Raw genomic sequence first — 19,220 nt, forward strand, 5'->3', positions numbered from 1 at the left:
CAGGGTGAGCCGTGAACCGACTTTCGCGAGCGTTCACGGCATATCGTTTTCTCCCCGTTTCTCTCCCATAACCTTTTCCTCTCTTTTTTTCATGCCGCGGAGCGCGGTATGGAAATCTGTTGTCAGTAGCAAAGGTAGTTACGGGGCTCACGCTGCTGCAAGATCGGGCCGCGGGGCGGTTTGCCGCAAAATCTTCCTCTTTCCCTGCGGGCGAGCGTATTTTCCGACAAAATCTTGCAGCAGCTATCCCCGACACCTTTTGATGCTACCGAAACAGATTCCATCCATACCGGCTCCGCTACGGCATAAAAAAAAAGTCAAAGGTTATGAGAAACGAAGAGAAAAATAAATGGAAACAGAAATCCTCCAACCTTCCACTTGGCATAAAGGCAAAGGTCGGGTTGGCGGTAAAGGTCGGGGCGGTGGCTTTGGGCTTCCACGTGTGGGGTATCGACTTTATTTGGGTCGTTTTGGGCTTCACGTTCTGTTATGACATCCTGCGGGGCATTTTCTCCTGCCTTGTTTCTCTCGTGGCTCTAACCGGCTTTTTCTATTTCCTATTCACTCACATCTTCTAAATTATTACAGGTATGACAAAGTACATTTCATTATTCGGAGCGACTACCACGGACACACGGGTGCAGGTAGTCAAGGAAAACCAGGTAATCATCGGTATCGGTGCGGGTGCGAGCAGAAAGCGTTACGTCGTTTACAAGGTGGAACACACCGCCCGTGGCTACGTGTACCACATGGTCGATACCGAAACAAAGGAAATCAGCCAAACGGACATTCTGCGACCCCTCTCGCAAACATTCGGTATCGGCAGGTACTACGACGACGTGAACCCCGAGTTCATGGACGCTTTCGAGGTGGCTTTGCTCGTGGGGCAGGCGGAAGAGCAAGCCACGGCGCAGGCCATCGCCGCCGCCAAAGAGAAAGCCGAGCATGACCGCATAGCGGAAATAGGGGCGCAGAGGTTACGCCGCATCATGCCCGAAGGGGTGCAGGGCGTAATCATCGCCGAACTCAACGAAACGGAATACACTGACCCCTCTTACGAGTGTTCGACCACCCGAAGCGTGCGTACCGTCATTCTCGGCTTTTCGGCCACCTCCCGCAACGGCTTCGGGGAGTTGAGAAAGGCGGCGGCCAATTTCCCGCAAACGGCGCACCTCTCCGAATACGACCCCAAGAACGAACACCGCTATCCCGTTTTCACGCTCGGCAAAAGTCCGAAATACGGGTGGAGTGTCTGCAAACTGACCCACTACACACGTGAAGGGTACATCGACAGGCTGGCATATATCGCAGGAAACGAGGAGAATATATGTCTGCCCGAGCCGAAAGACGAAAAACGGGCGGAACGCACTGAAACGAGCGTGCAAGGCGGGTTTATCATCGTGGACTATTCCGAGAAGGCGATAGCCGTATTCGGGGACACCAAGCCCGTCAAGGACGCCCTTCACGCACTCGGGGGACGCTTCAACGCACGGCTGACGCATGACGGGCAGAAGAGAGCGGGATGGATTTTCCAAAAGACCAAAGAGGACGAGGTGCGGCGGCTTCTCGGAAAGGACGAATAAATATTGAACACGGGGCGGCTCGCCGCCCCACAATACCAAAAAATCATGGCACAAGGAACAGATTATTTCAAACTGACGATACAGAACTATCTCGACGCACGGGCACGGGAGGACGAACTTTTCGCACCCCGATACGCCAACCCGAAAAAGAACATTGACGATTGCTGCACTTTCATCATCAACCAAGTACGGCAGAGCGGTTGCAACGGGTTTGCCGACGAGGAAATATACTCTATGGCACTCCACTATTACGACGAGGAGGACATCGACATCGGCAAACCCGTCAGTTGCAAGGTAGTGGTCAATCACACCGTTGAACTGACCGAGGAGGAAAAAGCCGAGGCACGGCGGAACGCCATACGGAAGGCCGAGAGCGAAGCCTACGCCAAGTTGGCGAAAGCCAAGTCCAAACCCAAGAAAATCGAAGATAACAAACTAATGCCCAGTCTATTTTAGTTATGAAACCGAGAACAAAATTCCAACAGAGCGTTGTGGCGGCAAGTAAACACCTGCCGCCGCTTACCCCCGCACAAATCGAATGGGGGTACAAGAACTGCATCGAGCATATCGGACGCCGCACGCCGAAAGGACTTATCACCTGCACCGAGTGCGGCCACACGTGGCAGAGCGAAAACGGAGAACTCACGGACAATCTGTTAGGGTGCGAGTGTCCGCACTGCCACACCCCGCTGAAAGTGGAAACCACCCTGCGCCGCAAGTTCAACGATTACGAGTATTTGTGCATCGTAACCCGCTGCAAGGGTTTTCAAGTCCTGCGCTTCGTCTATATCGAGTGTTGGGCGAAAGTGGGACAGACGCCCGTTTACACCCATATCGAAGCCGTACAGCGGTGGATTGCCCCCGACGGACGCTCCGCAACCTTCGCACGGCTGCGCCCGATGGGCTTCTTCGTTCACGGGTGGAGTTGGTCGAGCGCATTGGAACTGCGGGCGGAGAACGACGGGAAATACAACATCACGCCCACACGCATCTATCCCCGGCAACGGCTTATCCCCGAACTGCGCCGAAGCGGCTACGGCAAACAACTCCCCGATGTAACCCCTTTCGACCTTATCCACCTGCTGCTCTCGGAGAACAAGGCCGAAACGCTGCTTAAAGCGGGACAAACGGCACTCGTGCGATTTTTCGCCCGTTCCTCCCGCAATATCGCAGACTATTGGCCGGCCATCCGTATCGCCATCCGTAACGGGTACGCTATCGGGAAACCGACGGAATGGTGCGACTACATCGACCTGCTGCGATTTTTCGGGAAAGACCTGCATAACGCCCATTTCGTGTGTCCCGCAGACCTGCCCGCAGCGCATGACCTCTACATGGCAAAAAAACGGCGGCACATGCAAATGGAACGGCGGCAGGAGGAACGGCGCAAGGCGTTGGAACAGGAAGCCTCGTTTGTCGAAGCCAAAGGGCGGTTTTTCGGAGTGGAGTTTTCCGACGGGGAAATCTGCATCAAGGTATTGGACAGCGTTGAAGCCATACGGCAGGAGGGCGAGGCCATGCACCATTGCGTGTTTACCAACGAATACTATCTGAAAGCCGACTCGCTCATACTCTCGGCCACAATCGACGGCAAACGTATCGAAACGATAGAGGTGTCCCTAAAACGCATGGAGGTCGTGCAGAGCCGTGGCGTGTGTAACAAGAATACCCCATACCACGGGCAAATACTGAAACTGATGAAGGGGAACATGTCCCTTATACGGAAACGAATGACAGCATAAAAATCGGGGCGGCGAAAGCCCCCCGCAAAAACAAAATAGAATGAACCAAATAGCATATAAATTCGTGTCGTGGGACGTTCCCGCACTCGAAAGCCTTGCAGGCTCAAAAGCGTACATATTACGCAAACGGCTCAATGACGGGGGAACGCTCACCCGTGAGGAGAAAGACTGGATTACCCGTGAGGTAAACCATAACACCTATTTCAAGGACTCCATTCCGCTTTTAGGGTATCGTTTCAACTTTGTCGATGTACTGAAAACATTCGTGGTAAAGCAGTACGGGCATTACACGGAATACAAGGGCGTGGACAAGACGAGCATACGCTCCATGTTGTACGGCAGAGTGGAAAGGATTGTCGAATTATAAAATCGGGGCGGCGAAAGCCGCCCTACAAAAAAAAATATAACAATGAAAATCATCTATAAAAGCTACATGGCACGCCCGCTCAAACCCTTCGGGGAGTGGGATTGGGAAGTTCGGGAAGCAGTCAAGACGGCCCTTGCGCTCGTCGAGGGGAAAAACGGGTTCAAAACCCATTCCGAGATATGGCGAAGGTGCAACCTCGTCATTACCGTGGGACACAACATCTACACCACGAGTATCGAGATACGACCACCCGAGCAGGACGTGATACGCCGCAGGAGCAACTGGCATAACGGCTACGCCTACTACTGCAACGGCGTGTTCTGGGCGAACATGAGCAGGGTTAGAGTGGAACTTGTCTGATTAAAAAATTTCGGGGCGGCAAAAGCCGCCCGTAAAAAGCGAGAATATGAAAACGAATGAAGTAAACAAGGAAATCTCCTATGAAACGCTGCTCGTAACCTTCGGCGAGGGTATCGGGCGGCTCAACACCATGTTCGACGACCCGCAGGTGTGGGGCGTTGCCACGCTGAAGCAGTGGATCGACGGGTATGAAACTACGCGCTTCACCGAAATCGACGACCGAACGGCGGTTATCACATCCGAATACAACATGGACAGCGTGAAGGAATGGCTGCAAAAGAACACACCGATTATCAACCTGGAAAAACGATAAAATCATGCGCAAGTACAAATTATTCATCGGCTACCGGCTGCTGGGAGAGTTTTCCGGTATATGGGAAGCCAAAAATTTCGCCGCTGAAAGCGGCATGAGCGGAATTTTCTCGCTCGTGGGAGAAAATTACCGGGACAGTTGGTACGAACCAAAAAAACAGGACAAGAATGGAAACAAAGATTAAAGACATCACGGGAGCGGAAATAACCGTTACCGACTTAAAAGAGGCGGTACGCCAATGCCGGGAGTGCCTCGCAAGTCCCTACCTGATGCCCTCGGGGCATACCGTGGGGGAAAACCATGCCTACATGTTGCGGCAACTGCTCGCCCTGCAAAGGCGGAAACGGGAACACGGCAGGCAACGGCCGTGAAAATACGACGCGAAAAAAATCGGACGATAACTGAAGTGCACCCCAAATATTGGACGGATTAGTATTTGTTTAGATGGCATGAGTTCGGTATTGTACCGGGCTCATGTTGTTTAAGTATTTCTTTATCCGCTTGTTATTGTAGTAGTCGATATATTCTTCCAATTCTTTTCGGAAATGGTCTATGGATGAGAATTTTTGCAAATATAATAATTCGGACTTCAATAATCCAAAGAAACTTTCCATAGCAGCGTTATCCAGACAGTTACCCTTGCGCGACATGCTCTGTGTAATACCTTTCTGTCTTAAACGGAGCTGATACTGCTTCATCTGATACTGCCAGCCCTGGTCGGAATGCAAGACAATACCCGGAGAATCCGGTATTCTGGCAAACGCATCGTCCAGCATCTTCATGATCTGCATAAAGTTAGGGCGTTCAGCTATTTTATAGCTAATAATCTCCCGGTTATATAAGTCCATAATCGGCGATAGATATAACTTTACGCCGCAAACCGAAAATTCCGTAAGGTCAGTAACCCACTTCTGATTCGGTTTTTCGGCTGCAAAGTCGCGTTGCAGAAGATTGGGCGCTATCCGTCCGATCTGTCCTTTGTATGAACAGTATTTACGGAGCCTGACCTGACTTTTTATCCCGCAAATATTCATCAGCTTAAGTACGGTTTTGTGATTTATCGCATATCCGATCTTATTCATTTCAACGGTAATGCGCCGATAACCATAACGCCCCTTATGTTCGTGATATAACCTTATAATACTCTCTTTTTCGCGAGCATATTTATCGGGTTGTTTTGATTTTCTGAAGTGATAATAAAATGTGCTTCGCGCCATCCCTGCGGCTTTGAGCAATACTGAAAGCCGGCACTGCGGCCTTAGTCCTTCGATGGCTTGGGCTCTTTCCCGCTCTCGCGGACAATGCGCTCCTCGACTAAGGCCTGCAATTTTTTTAAGTAAGCATTCTCGGCACGAAGATACTCCAGTTCCTTAAGCAACTCTTCGTGCGGAGTCGTTTTGAGTTTGACTTTTTTAGTCTTCGATTTACTCATGGCCGGCCTCCTTCTTTGCGGTTTACGCCGCAGGCCTTCAGCACCTTGGTTTTGATAGAGCCGCTCCCATTGACGAATAACAAAAGGGCCCGGAATGCCGAAATGCACTGCTGTCTCCAGCAAAGATAGATGATTTTGGTGCATATGCTTCAAAACTGACAACTTAAATTCTGCACTGTAGCTACCGTGGCGCAGCTTAAGGCCGGCAAGGCCATGGCGCTCGAATAATGTTACCCACAAGTGAACTTGCGAGCGGCCACAGCCCAAGTGACATCCGGCTTCCCTAACCGAAAGTCCGCCTTCGAGTACCAGTTTTACGGCCTTTAAACGAATCTCATAATTATATTTCATAAAAAACACCCCAAAAGTGTCCAACTTTTGGGGTGCAGTACAAACAACCGTCCGATTTTTTTGTTTCCCGTCAATCGACCGCCGTATGGTCGCCCAGCTTCCCGTGCAGTTCACGCCCGATATGTCCGGCAATGCCACGGGGAGAAATTTCAGAGATTGAACCCCACCCGCCATGCGTGTATATGCACGTCTTGAGCGGTTCGGTACGGGAAAGGTAGAACAGATAGCCGTTGCGGAGCAGGATGCCCACAAACACCGAGCCGACCTCGATGTCGGCGATCTCGTCAAAACGTATCTTCCCGTCATTGTATAATACTGCCGTGCCATCCGCATCGGGAATGACGAACAGATCGTCTTCCATGACAATCCCGTGCAACTCGATTAGCGACCCCAGGCATTCACTCGCCGATACCCGGTCGTAATCACCCTTTACCTCATTTGTCGATTTCGTTTCCATATCGCTTTTCTTTAGGTTCAGACAAATACCATACGAAAAAGGCGTGAGAATACGTTAAATACCGGCATTGAGGTACAGCCAAGCACCCATCCACTCGATAGATAATTTCTCCCCACGCCGCTATCGCATACGCTTGACGCATATAGACACGACGATGAAGAAGAGAACTACCCATTATTTTGCGAGCGGATTAAAATTTGGCTGTTTTCAATGCCCCACCATAATGTGTTCCTTCCGTATGTAAATCGCCCGGCGGCACGCCGCCGGAGGATTCGATTGCAAATATAACGATTTCATCCGGGTATCGGCGACAACACGTGCGATTTTTAACAACCTTCCTGCCAAAGAACTACCCGCCGTCCTACAATTTCGGCCCCCGGGCGGGTTTGCGGGGCGCGACCTTCGGCTGCGCCTTCTTCTCCCTGGGCGGTTCGACGATCCGCAGTTTGAGTTTCTCCGTCTTACGGTCGTAACGCACCTCGCAGCAGTCAATCTCACCCGCAACCGACGTCCACACGTTGTTCACACGCACCGCGCCGCCCGAGTAGAGGGTCTTGTATTGTTCGTATTCGAGCGGCTGCCGCAATTTCGCGTCCACCTGACGGTGGAACGAGTAGATATTACGTCCCTTTGCTATTTCGTCGGGAACGTAAACCCGCAACTCGGGATGGGCGGCCTCGGCATAGAGGCACAGATCCGCCGTGCGAAGCTCCCTCGGAACCCACTGGATCATCCTCGGGTCGCCCCGCACGGCCGTATCGGCCACGAGCGGCGTGATGGCCCTCTGGGGAATGTCGTACAGCACCCCCGCATCCTTGCGAACGGCCTCCAACGCCACCTCCTCCGTTACAAGCCGGCGGTTCAGGTGCAGGACACTCATCAACCGGTGTATCTGCTGCGGGTCGTCCTGCTCGCGGAACACCTGCAAGACCAGGGCGGGGTCGCTCAACGCGCTGATAACCGAGAAATCGGTTTTGTCCTTCCCGTAGGTACGCTCGAAAGCCTCCCGGCTCATCTCCGGCGTCCGGGCTTCGCGGGGGACGCCTTTCAGGTTTTGCGGGTTCTCCCGCACCAGGCTCATGTATAGATCCGGGCTTTTCATGCTCTCGGGCAGGTGGGCGATGGCATAGGGACTGCGCCGTATGGCCTCCATGCACAACTCCGGCGTTTTCCACTTCTCGGGGACATATTGCAGGTAGCTCCCGTCGTGCCCGACGGCCCGGCGGCACATCTCCTCGTTCTTGGCGTGGTCGGGAAGGTTGTAGAACAGCTCCGGCTCCAGGGCGAAAATTTCCCGGGCCACCCTCGGCGTGACGTGTGCCGGGTTCATGTGCTGCAAAAAATCGAAGGTCTTATCGTAATTCGTGCAATAGAACCCCAACACTTTCAGGTGTATCTCCTCGAAGGGGATATAGCGGAGGACACGCAGGTCGTCGGTACGGGCCAACGCCCGGTTGCAGACCTCCGGCGTGAGCTGTTCGGGGTTGAAAAAGCGGATGGCCAGGGGATCGCGCTCCAGCGCCATCCCGCACAGACGGTCGGTTTTCAGATGTTTCGGAACGTACTCCAGTGCCAGGTAGTTCGAGGACACGGCGGCCTCGCAGACCCGTTCCGTGCGTAATTCCTCCGGCACTTCATGGAGCAGGATGCCGTCCCCGCTGACGGCACGCAGGCAGACTGCCTCCGTGCGCAGTTCCACCGGCACGAGCGAAAGGCAGGACGCGTCCATCCCCACGCCGTGAAGGGCCAGTTCCCCGGTCATGACCTCCGGGGCAATGGAGGCGAAAATCTCGAACTTGTCCACGAACGACATCCCGAATTTTTTCAGCCCTTCCAGGCATATATCGGGATACGGAATGTAAGGGAGTATCTTGTAATCGGCACTGTCCACCGCTTTCAACGCCGCACGGCATATTTGCGGCGTCCTCAATTCCCCGGGGACGGCCTCCAGCACCAGACCGTTGCGCTTCACGGCCGCCATGCACAGTTCGGGGGTCTTCAGCCCCTCCGGAACGTAATACAGCGCGTAGCTGTTGCTATCGACGGCGGCACGGCACATTTTCGGTGTCTTCAGACGGTCAGGGACGAATTTCAGTGTTTCGCCCCGGTGGCCGGCCGCGGCAAGACAAAGTTCCGGCGTTTTCATCGCTTCGGGAACGAACTCGATGTTGAAAGCCGATTTCTTGATGGCGAAACGGCAGACTTCCGCCGTTTTCCGATCCTCGGGCAGCGTCTCGAAAAGGTTCTCGCGCCACGGGTTCTCGTACACCCCCGTATCGAGATAGGCTATATCTATTCTCTCTTGCTCTGTCATGGTTTTCAGTATTTATGGAAAGCGCCCGGGTGACGGGCGCTTCTCTTGGTTAGACATATTCCGTTATCGTTCCGTTTCCTCCGTCCCGTTCTCGCTCTGGAACGTGAAGGAGGTCTTCACGACCTGACCCGTGTTGTCCTCGACATAGACGTCGATGGTCTGCTGGTCATCGCTGCGCGATGTGTAATAGAGGCGGAACACCTCACGGTCGAGCGGATAGCGGTCGTTGGGCAGGAACACCGTACCGTCGTCCATCCTCAACTCACCGCGCCCGTCGGGCTGGAAATAGCGGATCGTGTAACGCGCGCCGTCATATCTCCCCTCCCGCACGAGCGTGCAGCGGATTTCAGCGGTTTCACCAACGGAGATTCGCTTCTGAACGGGCATCGTTTCCAGAGAGAACGTGTACGCCTGCTGTATATCCAGCCCGTTGTCGCAGGATGCGCATAAAAGACCCAGGGCGGCGATCCAGACCGCCAGGGCCAATATCTTTTTCATCTTTTTCATGTCGCTTGCAAGTTTAATGGATTATGAATTTCACGCCCAGGCCGAACTGCGCGTGGAAATGTCCCGTTGTAGTGCCCCATAGGATACGCTCACGCCCCGTCAGCGAGAGGATAATCCTGTCGGTCAGGTACGCATCGACCTCCAGCGTGACGGCCCCGCCATAGAGGAAACGGTCGCGGTGGCGGAGCGTAGAGCCGTCATAGAGCCGCCTTTCGCCCCGGTTCACAATCTCGTAACCGGCCAGCGCCGAGCCGCCGAGGTAGAAGAAAAAAGTCCTGGACGGGTCGGCGAGGAACTTGTAATAGTAACCGCCCTCGGCAGTGAACTGCGCCACAGGGATACGTTCCGACTTGTAGGGGTAATAACGGTTCAGGAACTCCGCGCCGAACACCCACTTGTCGGCATTCTTCGCGTAGCGGCTCATGGCCAGCCCGAACCAGTAGCCCGTTTCGCTGCGGCTGTCCCGGGTATAGAAGCCGTCGGTCATGCCTCCCCGTATTTCCAGCCCGCGCATGGCGGGCAGGGCACGCTGGGCGTGCGCCCCGTCCGAAAGGAGGAGGCATAACCCCAGCGTGAGAATGAATATCGCCCGTTTCATATCACTTTACCTTTAACTCGTTGATAACACGTGCGCGCACCAGGTCGGCATTCTCCACCGTGAAAGTCTGGTGTCGCCCGCCCTGCTGCTCGTGCAGTTCCACGACCAGCTGCTTGTCGTCGGCCAGCGTGAACTTCGGGAGCGTGAAGACCATGCGCTCGGTACGCTTGCCGCCGATGACCTGCACGTTGTTGTACGCACGCACGGGCCATACGACCTGCTCCTGGATGGCCGTGCGTTTGGCCACCTTCTTGTCCGTAATCTTGAACGTCAGGTAGTCCACGTTGAAAGGCACGTTGGAGGAGTTTTTCAGTTGGAGGTGGAAATAAAGCAGGTCGTTATGCACGTAGATACCTTTGAGGAGGTATTGTACCCCGAAACGCTTGCAACCGATATGCTTGATCTCGCGGCGGTCATTCTTGTAAATGGACTGCATGATCAGTTTGACCAGCAGCGGAGATTCGCATCCCAACTCCTGCAAATAGATGTCCAGCGCGTTATTGGGGCGGTTTACCGCCTCCCCGTCATGCAGGAAGTCCGCCATCTCGACCGACAGTTTCACCGGCTCGTCGGCATACTTGACATTGAAGCTGTAATAGGCCCCGTCCTCGGTAATGACCGAAAGGTTGCTCTCGCGCGAGAAATCACGCAGGGCCGCCTTTACACGCAGCACGTTTTCCGTGCCGTCGGCTTTCGCCGCCAGAAGATCCGAAGACCCCAGATCGACGTAACGGATGGCCGAGGGGAAAATCACATGCACGGTCTTGCTGAACGTCACCTCCAGCGCGTAGGGCGGGATAACCCGGTTGAAAGTCAGCGGACGGGTAAGACCGTCGTACAAATCGCCCGTGGAGGGCTTTTCCTGCGCGTGGGCAGCGAACATGCACCCGATAAAAGCGAGTGCCAGAAGAATCTTTTTCATACTCGATAAATTTTTGATTGTTGATAAAAATGGATTTTTTCAGTGGTGTACGGAAGTACGTCGTTTGTACCCTTATTGAAGGGGCGGGAGCAGCAGGACGCTGTAACCGGCCTTGAGCGTGACCTTGACCGAGCGCATCTTCTTGCTCACGTATTGCGACACGCCCTGGATGGCGCTGCGCCCCAGGTCGGAGAGCAGTTGCGAACCGGCATCGTCCGTGATCGTGATACTGCTGCCCATGCCCGCACCCATATTGGCGGCGATCTCCTTCACGGCATTGAGTTCTTCCGACCCCGGCACGGGAATACCCTCGTTGCCGTTCGTGTCATAGACCGACAGATCGACCGGAACGACCGCCCCGCCGTGCTGGACAGCGCTGACCTTGACCGTCAGCCGTTCGCCGTTGATCCTCGCCGCCCCCGTTACGGGCGTACCCGAGGGGATGAGCAGATCTCCCGCCATCATCGGTTCCAACAGACGGAAAGTAACCTCCCCGCCATCGGTGAGCGTCACGGTTTGCTGCACGGCGGCACGGATACTGTTGCGCTCGGGCTCGCGAAGGTCGCTCCCCACCGTGTTGAAACCCCAGTTCCGGGGCTTGACGAACTCACGGGCGAAGACCGAATCGGGCAGCGGGGCGGCGAGCAGCGACACGATGTTACGGCGCACCTGGCGCACGGGCTGCACGGAAGCCTTGCCGGAAACGGAGGTCTTCTGACGCGGGGCTTCAGGGGCCTGACCGCCATTCATATAGCGGGCGGCGATCTCGTAGGACTTCTCCAGCAGCGCCACCTGCTCCTCCTGGGCCGTTTTCTGCGCCTGCTGTTCTTCCAGGCGGCGTTCCAGTTCCTCGATGCGGGCCTGCATCTCGCGCTCTTCCCCCGTTTCACCGGCGGTCTCCTCGTAGAAACTGCCTAACTGGCGGTTGATGTCGGCATAGGCGGCACGGGAAGTCCGGAAAGCTCCCGACGAACCGCCGGCAGAGCCGGAAGACTTATCCGGCACGGCAGCGGGCATGACGGGCTCTTCCTCCTCGTTCTCCATCCCGAACGCGAAATCCTGCAAGGAGCGCATCTTTTCCCGCTCCCTGCGCCGCATCTCCTCCTGCACGTAGGCATCACGCTTGTCCGAGAGGATACCCTCCGATTCCGGGGTCGGCAGCTCCGTGTTGAAACCCGCCGAAGGCTCCTCCCGTTCTTTTTCGCCGGGGGAGAAGATCAGCCACATGCACCCGGCAAAGGCCAGGAAAAAGAGCGGGAAGACCACCAGCTTCTTCCGCATCTGTATCTGCCGGGGCGTGAGTTCCTTTTTCCCCGCCTCCGGCTGTTTATTCTGTTTTTCGTTCGTCGTCATAATTGAAATCTTTTAGATGTTTTACACTGTCGGCCTCCTGCCGTTGTCTTAATTCCAGTTCCAGCCGCTCGATATGCCGTATCTGCATCCGTTCCCCGGCTCCCTTGCCGAAGCGGTAGATGGAAGACACGGTAAAGTAGAGCGACAAGACGGAAAAGAACAAGAGCAGCGTGAGGATCACGATAATCCGCTTATCGGGCGAGAGCGCCCCGCAAGCGCGGCGCAGGTGGTCTTCGACCCACTCCCCGAAAGCCTTTATTCTCTTCTTTGCCATAGCCTTATCTTTTTAATGTACGTAAATCGCGGTTCTCCAGAATCTCGAATTTCTCCATGATGAAACCCTGCGGGTTATTGTCCGAACGCCCCGAGTTGATCAGCTCGCAGCGCGTGACCAGCGAACGCTCGGTGATGTTGCTCTCGCGGACAATCATTTGCCGGGCATAGGTCATGGCCCGGTAGGGATAGGCGTTGAAGTCGCACACCACGGAGTCCACCTCGATACGCTGGCTGATGTTCCCCGACACCACACGGTTGTAGTAACCTTTCTCCTGCATGTCCTGGTAATAGGCGAAGGCGCTCTTATCGACCAGGAACAGCGCGCGGTTGATGTTGCTCTCGATGGCCGCACGGTCGGGCGAGAGGGTAAAGAACAACTCGTGAAAACGCCGGATATGTTCGCGCGCCTCCACGGGGCGGTTCTGGCTCAAATCCTGCGAGAGCGCCAGCATCAGCGACTTGCCCCCGTCCAGGACATAGATCTTCTCGCGCTGCTTTTCGGCGAAACGGAAGCTCGCGACCACGCTGAACACGGATACCAGCGCGCACAGGCAGAGGAACACGATACCGAAAAGCCGAATCTGCCTGAAACTTGTTTCGATGTTTTTTAATGACTTGAATTCCATTGTCCAAATTGTTATGAATGATTATTGTTACCTTGTGTTGCCAGGTTGCGCCCGTTAGGGGCACTGCCCGAAGCCGGGCCACCGCCGCCGTTACCGGAGGAGGAACCGCCACCGCCGCGACGCCCGAACGTGCGGCCGATCATGTTGCCGGCGATACCGCCCGCGACACCCGTGGCGAATGCCCCGGCCTTGTTGATACCGCCCATAGCCCCGCCGGCTCCGCCCGACTGGATCACCCACTCGGCAACGGTGGGGATCGTGAAATAGCCTATGATACCTATAATCAAAAAGATAATATAGACACCGCTGCCGCTGTCGGGAATGTAGTTGGGGTCTTGCAGGGCCAGGACGTCCGCCTGGAGCATCAACGTCTGGATCTTGGCCAGCACCGCAGAGAACAGGTCGGCGATGGGAAGCCAAAGGTACACGCTGATATAGCGGGAAATCCAGCTCGCGAGCGTCGAGTGGAAGCCGTCGTAAATGGAGAGGGCGAACGACAAGGGCCCCAGAATCGACAGCACGACTAAAAAGAATGTCCGCAGCGTGTCGATGGTAAGCCCCGCGGCGTTGAACAACAACTCGAAAAAGTCCCGGACAAGCTGCCGGAAACCGGCCTTGATGTCGTACCACGTGCGTTCGGCCCACATGCTGATAATCTCGCCCAAGTCCGTGATACCCATATCCGCAAGCCGCTGTTCATACACCTCGTCGTCCACTAACCAAGCCTTGCCCTCGCGCCTGCGGGCCTCGGCTTCCAAATCGTCCTTCTGTTGCTGGTATGCCTGCAAATCCAACGTCTGCCCCTCCAGTATGGCGTGCGTGCCCTGCACCACGGGCGACATCACGGCGTTGATCGTCCCCAGAACCACGGTGGGAAAGAACATCACGCACAAGCCGATGGCGAAAGGCCGCAGGAGCGGGAACACGTCGATAGGCTCCGCATTGGCCAGTGCCTTCCATACCCGGTAAGCCACGTAAAAGAGCGCACCCAGGCCGGCGATACCTTTCGCCACCCCGATCATGTCGCCGCATAGCGGCATCATCTCCTGATACAGGTTCCGGAGAACCTGGTGTAAATTGTCGAAATCCATGACTGCCTCCGTTTTCAGGTTACCAATATCTGTCGTTCGGGTTCCCGTAAAGTGCCAGCACCCGGTGCGCGTCGCCCTTTTCGCGGCTGCGGATGAAGGACACAGAGATGGTCTTGCGCGTGTAATAGCGCGTGAGGTTGCGGTACTCCAGCATCTTCGTGTAAACCTGATCCACCACGTCCATCCGCTCCTTGTCCGAGAGCGAGAGGCCGTTGCCGCCGGTTATGACCGTCTTGAGTTCCGCCACCAGCGCACCGCCCTCCTCCAGCAGCCGGGCGTAACCCGCCGAGATCGCCGCCAGCTCGTCCACCGTGAAGTTCGGGTCTGAAACCATACGGTTGAATCCCGAGGTGTAGATTTCCGTGATCTCGCTGACCATTTCGAGCGTCAGCTTCACCTTCCGGGCATCCTTGATGATGTTATGCACCGATTTGAGGGCGTCGTAGTAAGCCTTGCTCTGGTTATAAATCTTGATACTCTCTTGCAGCGACTTGACCATGTTGGTCGCCGTGGTCGAGCTTTGAACCGCGCTCTTGATGTTCTGAACGAGGTTCGACGGGTCGATGACCGTCCACTGCGCTTTTGCCTGGTACGTGAAGCAAAGAAGCCCCACGAACAGCGTTAAAATCAATCGTTTCATCCTTTTCATTATTTAATTCGTGAATACTTGGGCGGTCATTCCGACGCCCGGTAATAATCCCCGTAGGCGGAGAGCTGGAGCACCTCGCGCCCCGCATCGTAGGCCAGGGCGACATACCCGTAGAGGTCGAAGTAACGGATGCCTCTCCAATACTTCCTCACGGGACGGGAGAAGCGTGTCCCGTCCTTGTAGGACACCTCCACGTAAAAACCGCCGCCCCGGCGTCCCGGGTTGCGGTAGATGCGAACCCGGGGAGAACCCGAGCGGCTTTCCCACTCGCCCGCCACCTCGTACAGCGCGAAGTCCAAACGCGCCGCCGTGGGGTCTGATCCGATACACTTGCGATACATGGCCTGCCCTCCCTTTAACGTTTGCCCTCGGCGAGCTGCCTGATCGCCAGTTCCATATCACCGCCCAGCTCCCCGGCAAGCCGCTGTACCTCCACTTTCTCCGTTTCCTCGGTCGTGTAGGCCAGGTACTCCGGAACGCTGACCTCCGTGGCATAGACCGCCGACTGAACGCCGCCCAGACCGATCCAGACCTCCTTGTATTTACGGGAAGGGTCGTTGGACTGGTTGATCGAGAGAATCTGCGCCTTCTCCTTGTCGGTCAGCCCCAACAAGGACTGAATCGCGTCGAAACGGTTCATGAATTTGCGCTGGTCGAGCAGGATCTTGCAGTCCGAGTTGTTGATGATCGCCTCCTTGACCACCGGGCTGGAAATGATGTCCTCGACCTCCTGCGTCACAACGATGGCCTCACCGTAGTATTTGCGGACGGTTTTATACATATAACGCAGATATTCAGCCATATTGGCCGTAGAGAGCGCCTTCCAGGCCTCCTCGACGATGAGCTGTTTGCGTACCCCCTTGAGCCGTCTCATCTTGTTTATGAAAGCCTCCATGATGATAATGGTGACCACGGGAAAAAGCTCCTTGTTTTCCTTGATGGAATCCACCTCGAAGACCACGAAGCGCTTCGAGAGCAGGTCGATGTTGGCCCGGGAGTTCAGAAGGAAGTCGTAGCGTCCGCCCTTATAATACTGCCGCAGGGTGATGAGCATGTTGTCGATGTTGAAATCCTCGCGGCTGACCCGGATCTCCCGCTCCTCCAGCTCACGGCGGTAGTCGTCTCGCAGGTACTCGTAGAAACTGTCAAAACACGGCACGATATTCCGGTCGGCGCGGATACGCTCGATATAGGCGTTCACGGCACTGCCCAGCTCGCCGCTCTCGGTCTTCGTGATCTTGTCGTCCTCGGTTTTCCAGAGTGTCAGCAGCAGCGTCTTGATGCTGTCCTTCTTCTCCACGTCGAAATAGTAGTCGTCGGTGTAGAACGGGTTGAAACTGATGGGATGTTCCTCGGTATAGGTAAAATACACGCCGTCCTCACCTTTGGTCTTACGCCGGATCAGCTCGCAAAGACCCTGGTAGCTGTTACCGGTATCCACCAGCACGACATGCGTGCCCTGCTCCCAGTATTGGCGGACTAAATGATTCATAAAGAATGACTTGCCTGACCCAGAGCCGCCTAACACGAATTTATTCCTATTCGTAATGATCCCTTTTTTCATCGGTTCGTCCGAGATGTCCAGGTGCAGGGGCCTGCCGCTTACGCGGTCGCACAGCTTGATGCCGAAAGGGCTGGACGAGGATTTATAGTTGGTTTCCTCCGTGAAGAAACAGACTGCGGGCTCGATGAACGTGTAGAACGATTCCTCGGCGGGGAAATCCCCCGCGTTGCCCGGCATACCCGCCCAGTAGAGCGTGGCGGCGTCCACGGTGTTGTGGCGCGGGCGGCACTCCATCAGAGCGAGCTGGCTGCCCACATCATTGCGGATATGCCGGAGCTCCTGCACGTCGTCCGACCAGGCCAGCACGTTGAAATGGGCCCGGACGGATTGAAGACCGAACGAGTGCGCCTCGTTGAGATACTGGTCGATGTCGAGTAGGTCAGCCCCCTTACGGGAGCTTTCCCCTCTAAGAACCGTACGTGAGAGTTTCCCCTCATACGGCTCAAGCAATTCAAAACTTTTATTTGTAACTAAAAGCCGGCTCATAGTAACTTCCATTTATTTCTGTTAGTAATTCGGCTGCAATGATCATGTATTAGGACTTTCGCCTTTCTACTGCTCCCTGTCATTTCAGTAATTTTCCAGGGAGTTTCCCGTGTGATGTGCTTGCCACACACAGGGCAACATTGCATTTGCTGATTCCACAGGCGATAGATATATTGCTTGCCGTCTAAGTGTGCAAGCATTCTTCGGGTCTTGTATTGATCGAAGAAATCTTTCCAATCGGCATCATATGGGTTGGCCTCACTGCGGATTTTGATATGTCGCTTTATTTTCGTATCCGACAATCTCACAAGAGTGTGGTATTTATCCACTTTCCTGTTTTCAAGCGGTACGGCAAAAGTCCAGCTTCTACCTCTTACAGTGTGATAATACTTGTTGGCAATCCATCGTTTACCTTTTTTGGGATGTCTTCTGCGAGACCATCGCCATAGTTTGTTGAAAATTTGTGCATCTGTTTTACGGAAAGTTTCCGATGCAGAACACCCCTTGTAGTAGTTCGCCCATCCTCTAATGACTGGGTTTAGCAATCGTATCAAAGATTGTTGCTTAGAAGACTTGTTCTTGTCCACTATTTCACGAACCTTATCTAAAAATCTCTTTCGACTCTTCTTGGATGGTTTTGTGATAAACTTGCCTTTATATTTTCTGATATTGAACCCAAGAAAATCAAACCCTTCTTCTATATGAGTTATCTTAGTCTTTTCTTCTGATAAGGTAAGCCCTCTTGCTTGAAGAAACTCAATGACTAATGGTTTAACATGGTTCTCCAACAACTCCTTACTCTCTCCTGTGATAATAAAATCATCCGCGTAGCGAACAAGATTTATCATAGGAGTATAGTAATTTTTCTTCGAGCGGTTTATCGGAAAGCTATCGGCAAGCAGTTTTTCCAGTCCGTCCAAAGTCATATTTGCAAGAGTTGGGGAGATGATGCCGCCTTGAGGAGTTCCCTCCTCTGTCGGAAAAAGTTGCTTGTTGAAAATAAATCCACTTTTCAACCATTTACGGAGCAAAACTTTATCCATAGGGATATTGTCAAGCAACCATTCATGACTGATATGGTCGAAACAACCTTTGATATCACCTTCTAAGATCCATTGTGGGGATGTCGTCCTTGCCAGGTCATTGAAGCATTGTTGAACGGCATCTGCCGTGCTCCTTTCTTTTCTGAAACCATAAGAATTGGCATCAGCCGTTGTTTCAGCTACGGGAGCCAGTGCCATCAGATACAATGCCTGCATAGCCCGGTCTTTCATAGTTGGTATACCCAATGGTCTTAATTTCCCGTTACTCTTTCTGATATGTACTCGTCTCAGAGGTTGGGGTGTATAACCTCTCCTTTTCAGTTCGGTTATTGCACACACTTTAGCATCTGGCGTTTTCCATGTTACCATATCGACGCCAGCCGTTTTACTCCCATTATTGGAAGTTACACGTCTTACCGCTAATGCTTTAGCGTAAAACGAGTGGGTCAGTGTCCACTGCAAGGCTTTGACCTTGTTGTGGCGACCCTCTTTTTGAGCCTTTACAATACGCGCTTGTAGCTTTTGAACCGCAGCTTCGCATTTGAGCCAATTTATACTGTCCCATTTGCTCTGCGTTTGGTCAGTCGATGCACACGATTTTTTAATTTCGTTCATTTGCTTTTCTCCTTTTAAAAGTTCTAAAAGTTTCTTGTAAAGAATCACCTACCGCAGAAGTCAGCCTGCTTTCGCAGCGGGATGATGTTTCAATCCCTATTCACCCCATTACAGGGTGGCATTCGCTTTTTCTGCAATCCTATACCCGCACTCCATTCGGCATTCCTTACGGTCTGCTTACCTGTCATTGGCAGGAGAAATACGGGCTTACTACGTTCCGTGCAAGTAACTTATAAGTGGGTTAGGTTCTGTCTATTACACCGGCAGTACTCTGTTCGTGTATTCCCAGAATGGAGAGGAATAACCGACTGCTTCCCTTTTGGGCTGAAGCCTATCAGTATCTTTGGCTTCTTCAACCTTACGACGTTTAGACGACAGTTCGCTTACGCTAACCATACCACCCAAGCCAAGCTCCCTGACTGTATGATACTAACAGCCATTGTCTTTCCCTCACGGTTCTGACTGCTCCTTTCGGAAGGGCTACCTTGTCTGGACAGCTTTGATACAGTATATTACTATTGGTGCATCTGTCCATAGGCTACCGTTGACGAAACAACGGGTTAAATCTAAG

Annotated in this window: 23 protein-coding genes and 1 pseudogene; 9 read left to right on the plus strand and 15 right to left on the minus strand. The window is 53.9% G+C overall.

The window, feature by feature from the left end; genetic code table 11:
• The first annotated feature begins 326 nt into the window (after positions 1 to 326).
• From DWW23_RS23970 to DWW23_RS24010, 9 genes are read left to right on the plus strand one after another with little or no spacing between them, the layout of a single operon-like run.
• On the plus strand, positions 327 to 578 hold the full coding sequence (locus DWW23_RS23970; protein ID WP_004303766.1) for a hypothetical protein: 252 nt from the start codon (positions 327 to 329) through the stop codon (positions 576 to 578).
• Between the two features lie 12 nt (positions 579 to 590).
• On the plus strand, positions 591 to 1,583 hold the full coding sequence (locus DWW23_RS23975) for a hypothetical protein (protein WP_007559037.1): 993 nt from the start codon (positions 591 to 593) through the stop codon (positions 1,581 to 1,583).
• Between the two features lie 45 nt (positions 1,584 to 1,628).
• Positions 1,629 to 2,039, plus strand: coding sequence for a PcfK-like family protein (locus DWW23_RS23980; RefSeq protein ID WP_009132163.1), 411 nt, complete (start codon positions 1,629 to 1,631; stop codon positions 2,037 to 2,039).
• A gap of 2 nt (positions 2,040 to 2,041) precedes the next feature.
• Entirely contained in the window at positions 2,042 to 3,325 is a 1,284-nt protein-coding gene (locus tag DWW23_RS23985; protein ID WP_017141505.1) for a PcfJ domain-containing protein, read from the plus strand.
• Positions 3,326 to 3,365: 40 nt separating this feature from the next.
• Positions 3,366 to 3,692 (plus strand): hypothetical protein, encoded by a 327-nt coding sequence (locus tag DWW23_RS23990; protein ID WP_004295437.1) that lies wholly within the window; start codon positions 3,366 to 3,368, stop codon positions 3,690 to 3,692.
• A gap of 42 nt (positions 3,693 to 3,734) precedes the next feature.
• Positions 3,735 to 4,052, plus strand: a complete 318-nt coding sequence (locus DWW23_RS23995; protein ID WP_004295436.1) for a hypothetical protein — start codon at positions 3,735 to 3,737, stop codon at positions 4,050 to 4,052.
• A gap of 46 nt (positions 4,053 to 4,098) precedes the next feature.
• Positions 4,099 to 4,365: a hypothetical protein gene (locus DWW23_RS24000; protein ID WP_004295438.1), complete on the plus strand. Its 267-nt coding sequence runs from the start codon at positions 4,099 to 4,101 to the stop codon at positions 4,363 to 4,365.
• A 4-nt stretch (positions 4,366 to 4,369) separates the two neighbouring features.
• Positions 4,370 to 4,549 carry a hypothetical protein gene (locus DWW23_RS24005; RefSeq protein WP_004295439.1) on the plus strand — a complete coding sequence of 60 codons (180 nt, stop codon included), beginning with the start codon at positions 4,370 to 4,372 and terminating at the stop codon, positions 4,547 to 4,549.
• Entirely contained in the window at positions 4,533 to 4,736 is a 204-nt protein-coding gene (locus DWW23_RS24010; RefSeq protein ID WP_004295440.1) for a hypothetical protein, read from the plus strand. The genes DWW23_RS24005 and DWW23_RS24010 overlap by 17 nt, the downstream gene beginning before the upstream one ends.
• 69 nt (positions 4,737 to 4,805) lie before the next feature.
• Here the strand turns inward: DWW23_RS24010 and DWW23_RS24015 are convergent, their stop codons facing one another.
• The 15 genes and pseudogenes from DWW23_RS24015 to ltrA all read right to left on the minus strand — a co-directional run bounded on the left by DWW23_RS24015 (position 4,806) and on the right by ltrA (position 18,649).
• Positions 4,806 to 5,693, minus strand: coding sequence for an IS3 family transposase (locus DWW23_RS24015; RefSeq protein WP_117615371.1), 888 nt, complete (start codon positions 5,691 to 5,693; stop codon positions 4,806 to 4,808).
• Positions 5,624 to 6,148: a helix-turn-helix domain-containing protein gene (locus DWW23_RS24020; protein WP_032558195.1), complete on the minus strand. Its 525-nt coding sequence runs from the start codon at positions 6,146 to 6,148 to the stop codon at positions 5,624 to 5,626. The genes DWW23_RS24015 and DWW23_RS24020 overlap by 70 nt, the downstream gene beginning before the upstream one ends.
• A 70-nt stretch (positions 6,149 to 6,218) precedes the next feature.
• Entirely contained in the window at positions 6,219 to 6,605 is a 387-nt protein-coding gene (locus DWW23_RS24025; RefSeq protein WP_004295441.1) for a hypothetical protein, read from the minus strand.
• Between the two features lie 361 nt (positions 6,606 to 6,966).
• Entirely contained in the window at positions 6,967 to 8,919 is a 1,953-nt protein-coding gene (locus DWW23_RS24035; RefSeq protein WP_117929068.1) for a DUF4116 domain-containing protein, read from the minus strand.
• A 63-nt stretch (positions 8,920 to 8,982) separates the two neighbouring features.
• A complete protein-coding gene (locus tag DWW23_RS24040) occupies positions 8,983 to 9,426 on the minus strand; it encodes a DUF3872 domain-containing protein (protein WP_004295445.1) in 444 nt (147 codons plus the stop codon).
• Positions 9,427 to 9,439: 13 nt separating this feature from the next.
• A complete protein-coding gene (locus DWW23_RS24045; RefSeq protein WP_117929070.1) occupies positions 9,440 to 10,024 on the minus strand; it encodes a conjugal transfer protein TraO in 585 nt (194 codons plus the stop codon).
• Between the two features lies 1 nt (position 10,025).
• The gene (gene traN / locus DWW23_RS24050; RefSeq protein ID WP_004303795.1) at positions 10,026 to 10,946 is read right to left on the minus strand and encodes a conjugative transposon protein TraN; all 921 of its coding nucleotides are present in this window, start codon (positions 10,944 to 10,946) and stop codon (positions 10,026 to 10,028) included.
• A gap of 72 nt (positions 10,947 to 11,018) precedes the next feature.
• Positions 11,019 to 12,299: a conjugative transposon protein TraM gene (gene traM / locus DWW23_RS24055; RefSeq protein WP_117929072.1), complete on the minus strand. Its 1,281-nt coding sequence runs from the start codon at positions 12,297 to 12,299 to the stop codon at positions 11,019 to 11,021.
• A complete protein-coding gene (locus DWW23_RS24060) occupies positions 12,274 to 12,573 on the minus strand; it encodes a TraL conjugative transposon family protein (RefSeq protein ID WP_004295449.1) in 300 nt (99 codons plus the stop codon). The genes traM and DWW23_RS24060 overlap by 26 nt, the downstream gene beginning before the upstream one ends.
• 4 nt (positions 12,574 to 12,577) lie before the next feature.
• Positions 12,578 to 13,201, minus strand: coding sequence for a conjugative transposon protein TraK (gene traK, locus DWW23_RS24065; RefSeq protein WP_004295450.1), 624 nt, complete (start codon positions 13,199 to 13,201; stop codon positions 12,578 to 12,580).
• Between the two features lie 11 nt (positions 13,202 to 13,212).
• Positions 13,213 to 14,292: a conjugative transposon protein TraJ gene (gene traJ, locus DWW23_RS24070; RefSeq protein ID WP_007662673.1), complete on the minus strand. Its 1,080-nt coding sequence runs from the start codon at positions 14,290 to 14,292 to the stop codon at positions 13,213 to 13,215.
• 19 nt (positions 14,293 to 14,311) lie between these two features.
• Positions 14,312 to 14,932 (minus strand): DUF4141 domain-containing protein, encoded by a 621-nt coding sequence (locus DWW23_RS24075; RefSeq protein WP_004295452.1) that lies wholly within the window; start codon positions 14,930 to 14,932, stop codon positions 14,312 to 14,314.
• 35 nt (positions 14,933 to 14,967) lie between these two features.
• A complete protein-coding gene (locus DWW23_RS24080; RefSeq protein ID WP_117929074.1) occupies positions 14,968 to 15,282 on the minus strand; it encodes a DUF3876 domain-containing protein in 315 nt (104 codons plus the stop codon).
• Positions 15,283 to 15,296: 14 nt separating this feature from the next.
• A pseudogene (locus DWW23_RS24085) lies at positions 15,297 to 16,874 on the minus strand (TraG family conjugative transposon ATPase); the annotation flags it as partial.
• A gap of 113 nt (positions 16,875 to 16,987) precedes the next feature.
• Positions 16,988 to 18,649, minus strand: a complete 1,662-nt coding sequence (gene ltrA / locus DWW23_RS24090) for a group II intron reverse transcriptase/maturase (protein ID WP_004319152.1) — start codon at positions 18,647 to 18,649, stop codon at positions 16,988 to 16,990.
• Between the last annotated feature and the right edge of the window lie 571 nt (positions 18,650 to 19,220).

The organism is Parabacteroides sp. AF14-59 (genome assembly GCF_003479515.1).
Taxonomy (GTDB): domain Bacteria; phylum Bacteroidota; class Bacteroidia; order Bacteroidales; family Tannerellaceae; genus Parabacteroides; species Parabacteroides faecis.

Bases quoted from the DNA above. Each gene is read 5' to 3' on its own strand.
- DWW23_RS23970 (WP_004303766.1), top strand. From the start codon at position 327: ATGAGAAACGAAGAGAAAAATAAATGGAAACAGAAATCCTCCAACCTT.
- DWW23_RS23975 (WP_007559037.1), top strand. From the start codon at position 591: ATGACAAAGTACATTTCATTATTCGGAGCGACTACCACGGACACACGG.
- DWW23_RS23980 (WP_009132163.1), top strand. From the start codon at position 1,629: ATGGCACAAGGAACAGATTATTTCAAACTGACGATACAGAACTATCTC.
- DWW23_RS23985 (WP_017141505.1), top strand. From the start codon at position 2,042: ATGAAACCGAGAACAAAATTCCAACAGAGCGTTGTGGCGGCAAGTAAA.
- DWW23_RS23990 (WP_004295437.1), top strand. From the start codon at position 3,366: ATGAACCAAATAGCATATAAATTCGTGTCGTGGGACGTTCCCGCACTC.
- DWW23_RS23995 (WP_004295436.1), top strand. From the start codon at position 3,735: ATGAAAATCATCTATAAAAGCTACATGGCACGCCCGCTCAAACCCTTC.
- DWW23_RS24000 (WP_004295438.1), top strand. From the start codon at position 4,099: ATGAAAACGAATGAAGTAAACAAGGAAATCTCCTATGAAACGCTGCTC.
- DWW23_RS24005 (WP_004295439.1), top strand. From the start codon at position 4,370: ATGCGCAAGTACAAATTATTCATCGGCTACCGGCTGCTGGGAGAGTTT.
- DWW23_RS24010 (WP_004295440.1), top strand. From the start codon at position 4,533: ATGGAAACAAAGATTAAAGACATCACGGGAGCGGAAATAACCGTTACC.
- DWW23_RS24020 (WP_032558195.1), bottom strand. From the start codon at position 6,148: ATGAAATATAATTATGAGATTCGTTTAAAGGCCGTAAAACTGGTACTC.
- DWW23_RS24025 (WP_004295441.1), bottom strand. From the start codon at position 6,605: ATGGAAACGAAATCGACAAATGAGGTAAAGGGTGATTACGACCGGGTA.
- DWW23_RS24035 (WP_117929068.1), bottom strand. From the start codon at position 8,919: ATGACAGAGCAAGAGAGAATAGATATAGCCTATCTCGATACGGGGGTG.
- DWW23_RS24040 (WP_004295445.1), bottom strand. From the start codon at position 9,426: ATGAAAAAGATGAAAAAGATATTGGCCCTGGCGGTCTGGATCGCCGCC.
- DWW23_RS24045 (WP_117929070.1), bottom strand. From the start codon at position 10,024: ATGAAACGGGCGATATTCATTCTCACGCTGGGGTTATGCCTCCTCCTT.
- traN (WP_004303795.1), bottom strand. From the start codon at position 10,946: ATGAAAAAGATTCTTCTGGCACTCGCTTTTATCGGGTGCATGTTCGCT.
- traM (WP_117929072.1), bottom strand. From the start codon at position 12,299: ATGACGACGAACGAAAAACAGAATAAACAGCCGGAGGCGGGGAAAAAG.
- DWW23_RS24060 (WP_004295449.1), bottom strand. From the start codon at position 12,573: ATGGCAAAGAAGAGAATAAAGGCTTTCGGGGAGTGGGTCGAAGACCAC.
- traK (WP_004295450.1), bottom strand. From the start codon at position 13,201: ATGGAATTCAAGTCATTAAAAAACATCGAAACAAGTTTCAGGCAGATT.
- traJ (WP_007662673.1), bottom strand. From the start codon at position 14,292: ATGGATTTCGACAATTTACACCAGGTTCTCCGGAACCTGTATCAGGAG.
- DWW23_RS24075 (WP_004295452.1), bottom strand. From the start codon at position 14,932: ATGAAACGATTGATTTTAACGCTGTTCGTGGGGCTTCTTTGCTTCACG.
- DWW23_RS24080 (WP_117929074.1), bottom strand. From the start codon at position 15,282: ATGTATCGCAAGTGTATCGGATCAGACCCCACGGCGGCGCGTTTGGAC.
- ltrA (WP_004319152.1), bottom strand. From the start codon at position 18,649: ATGAACGAAATTAAAAAATCGTGTGCATCGACTGACCAAACGCAGAGC.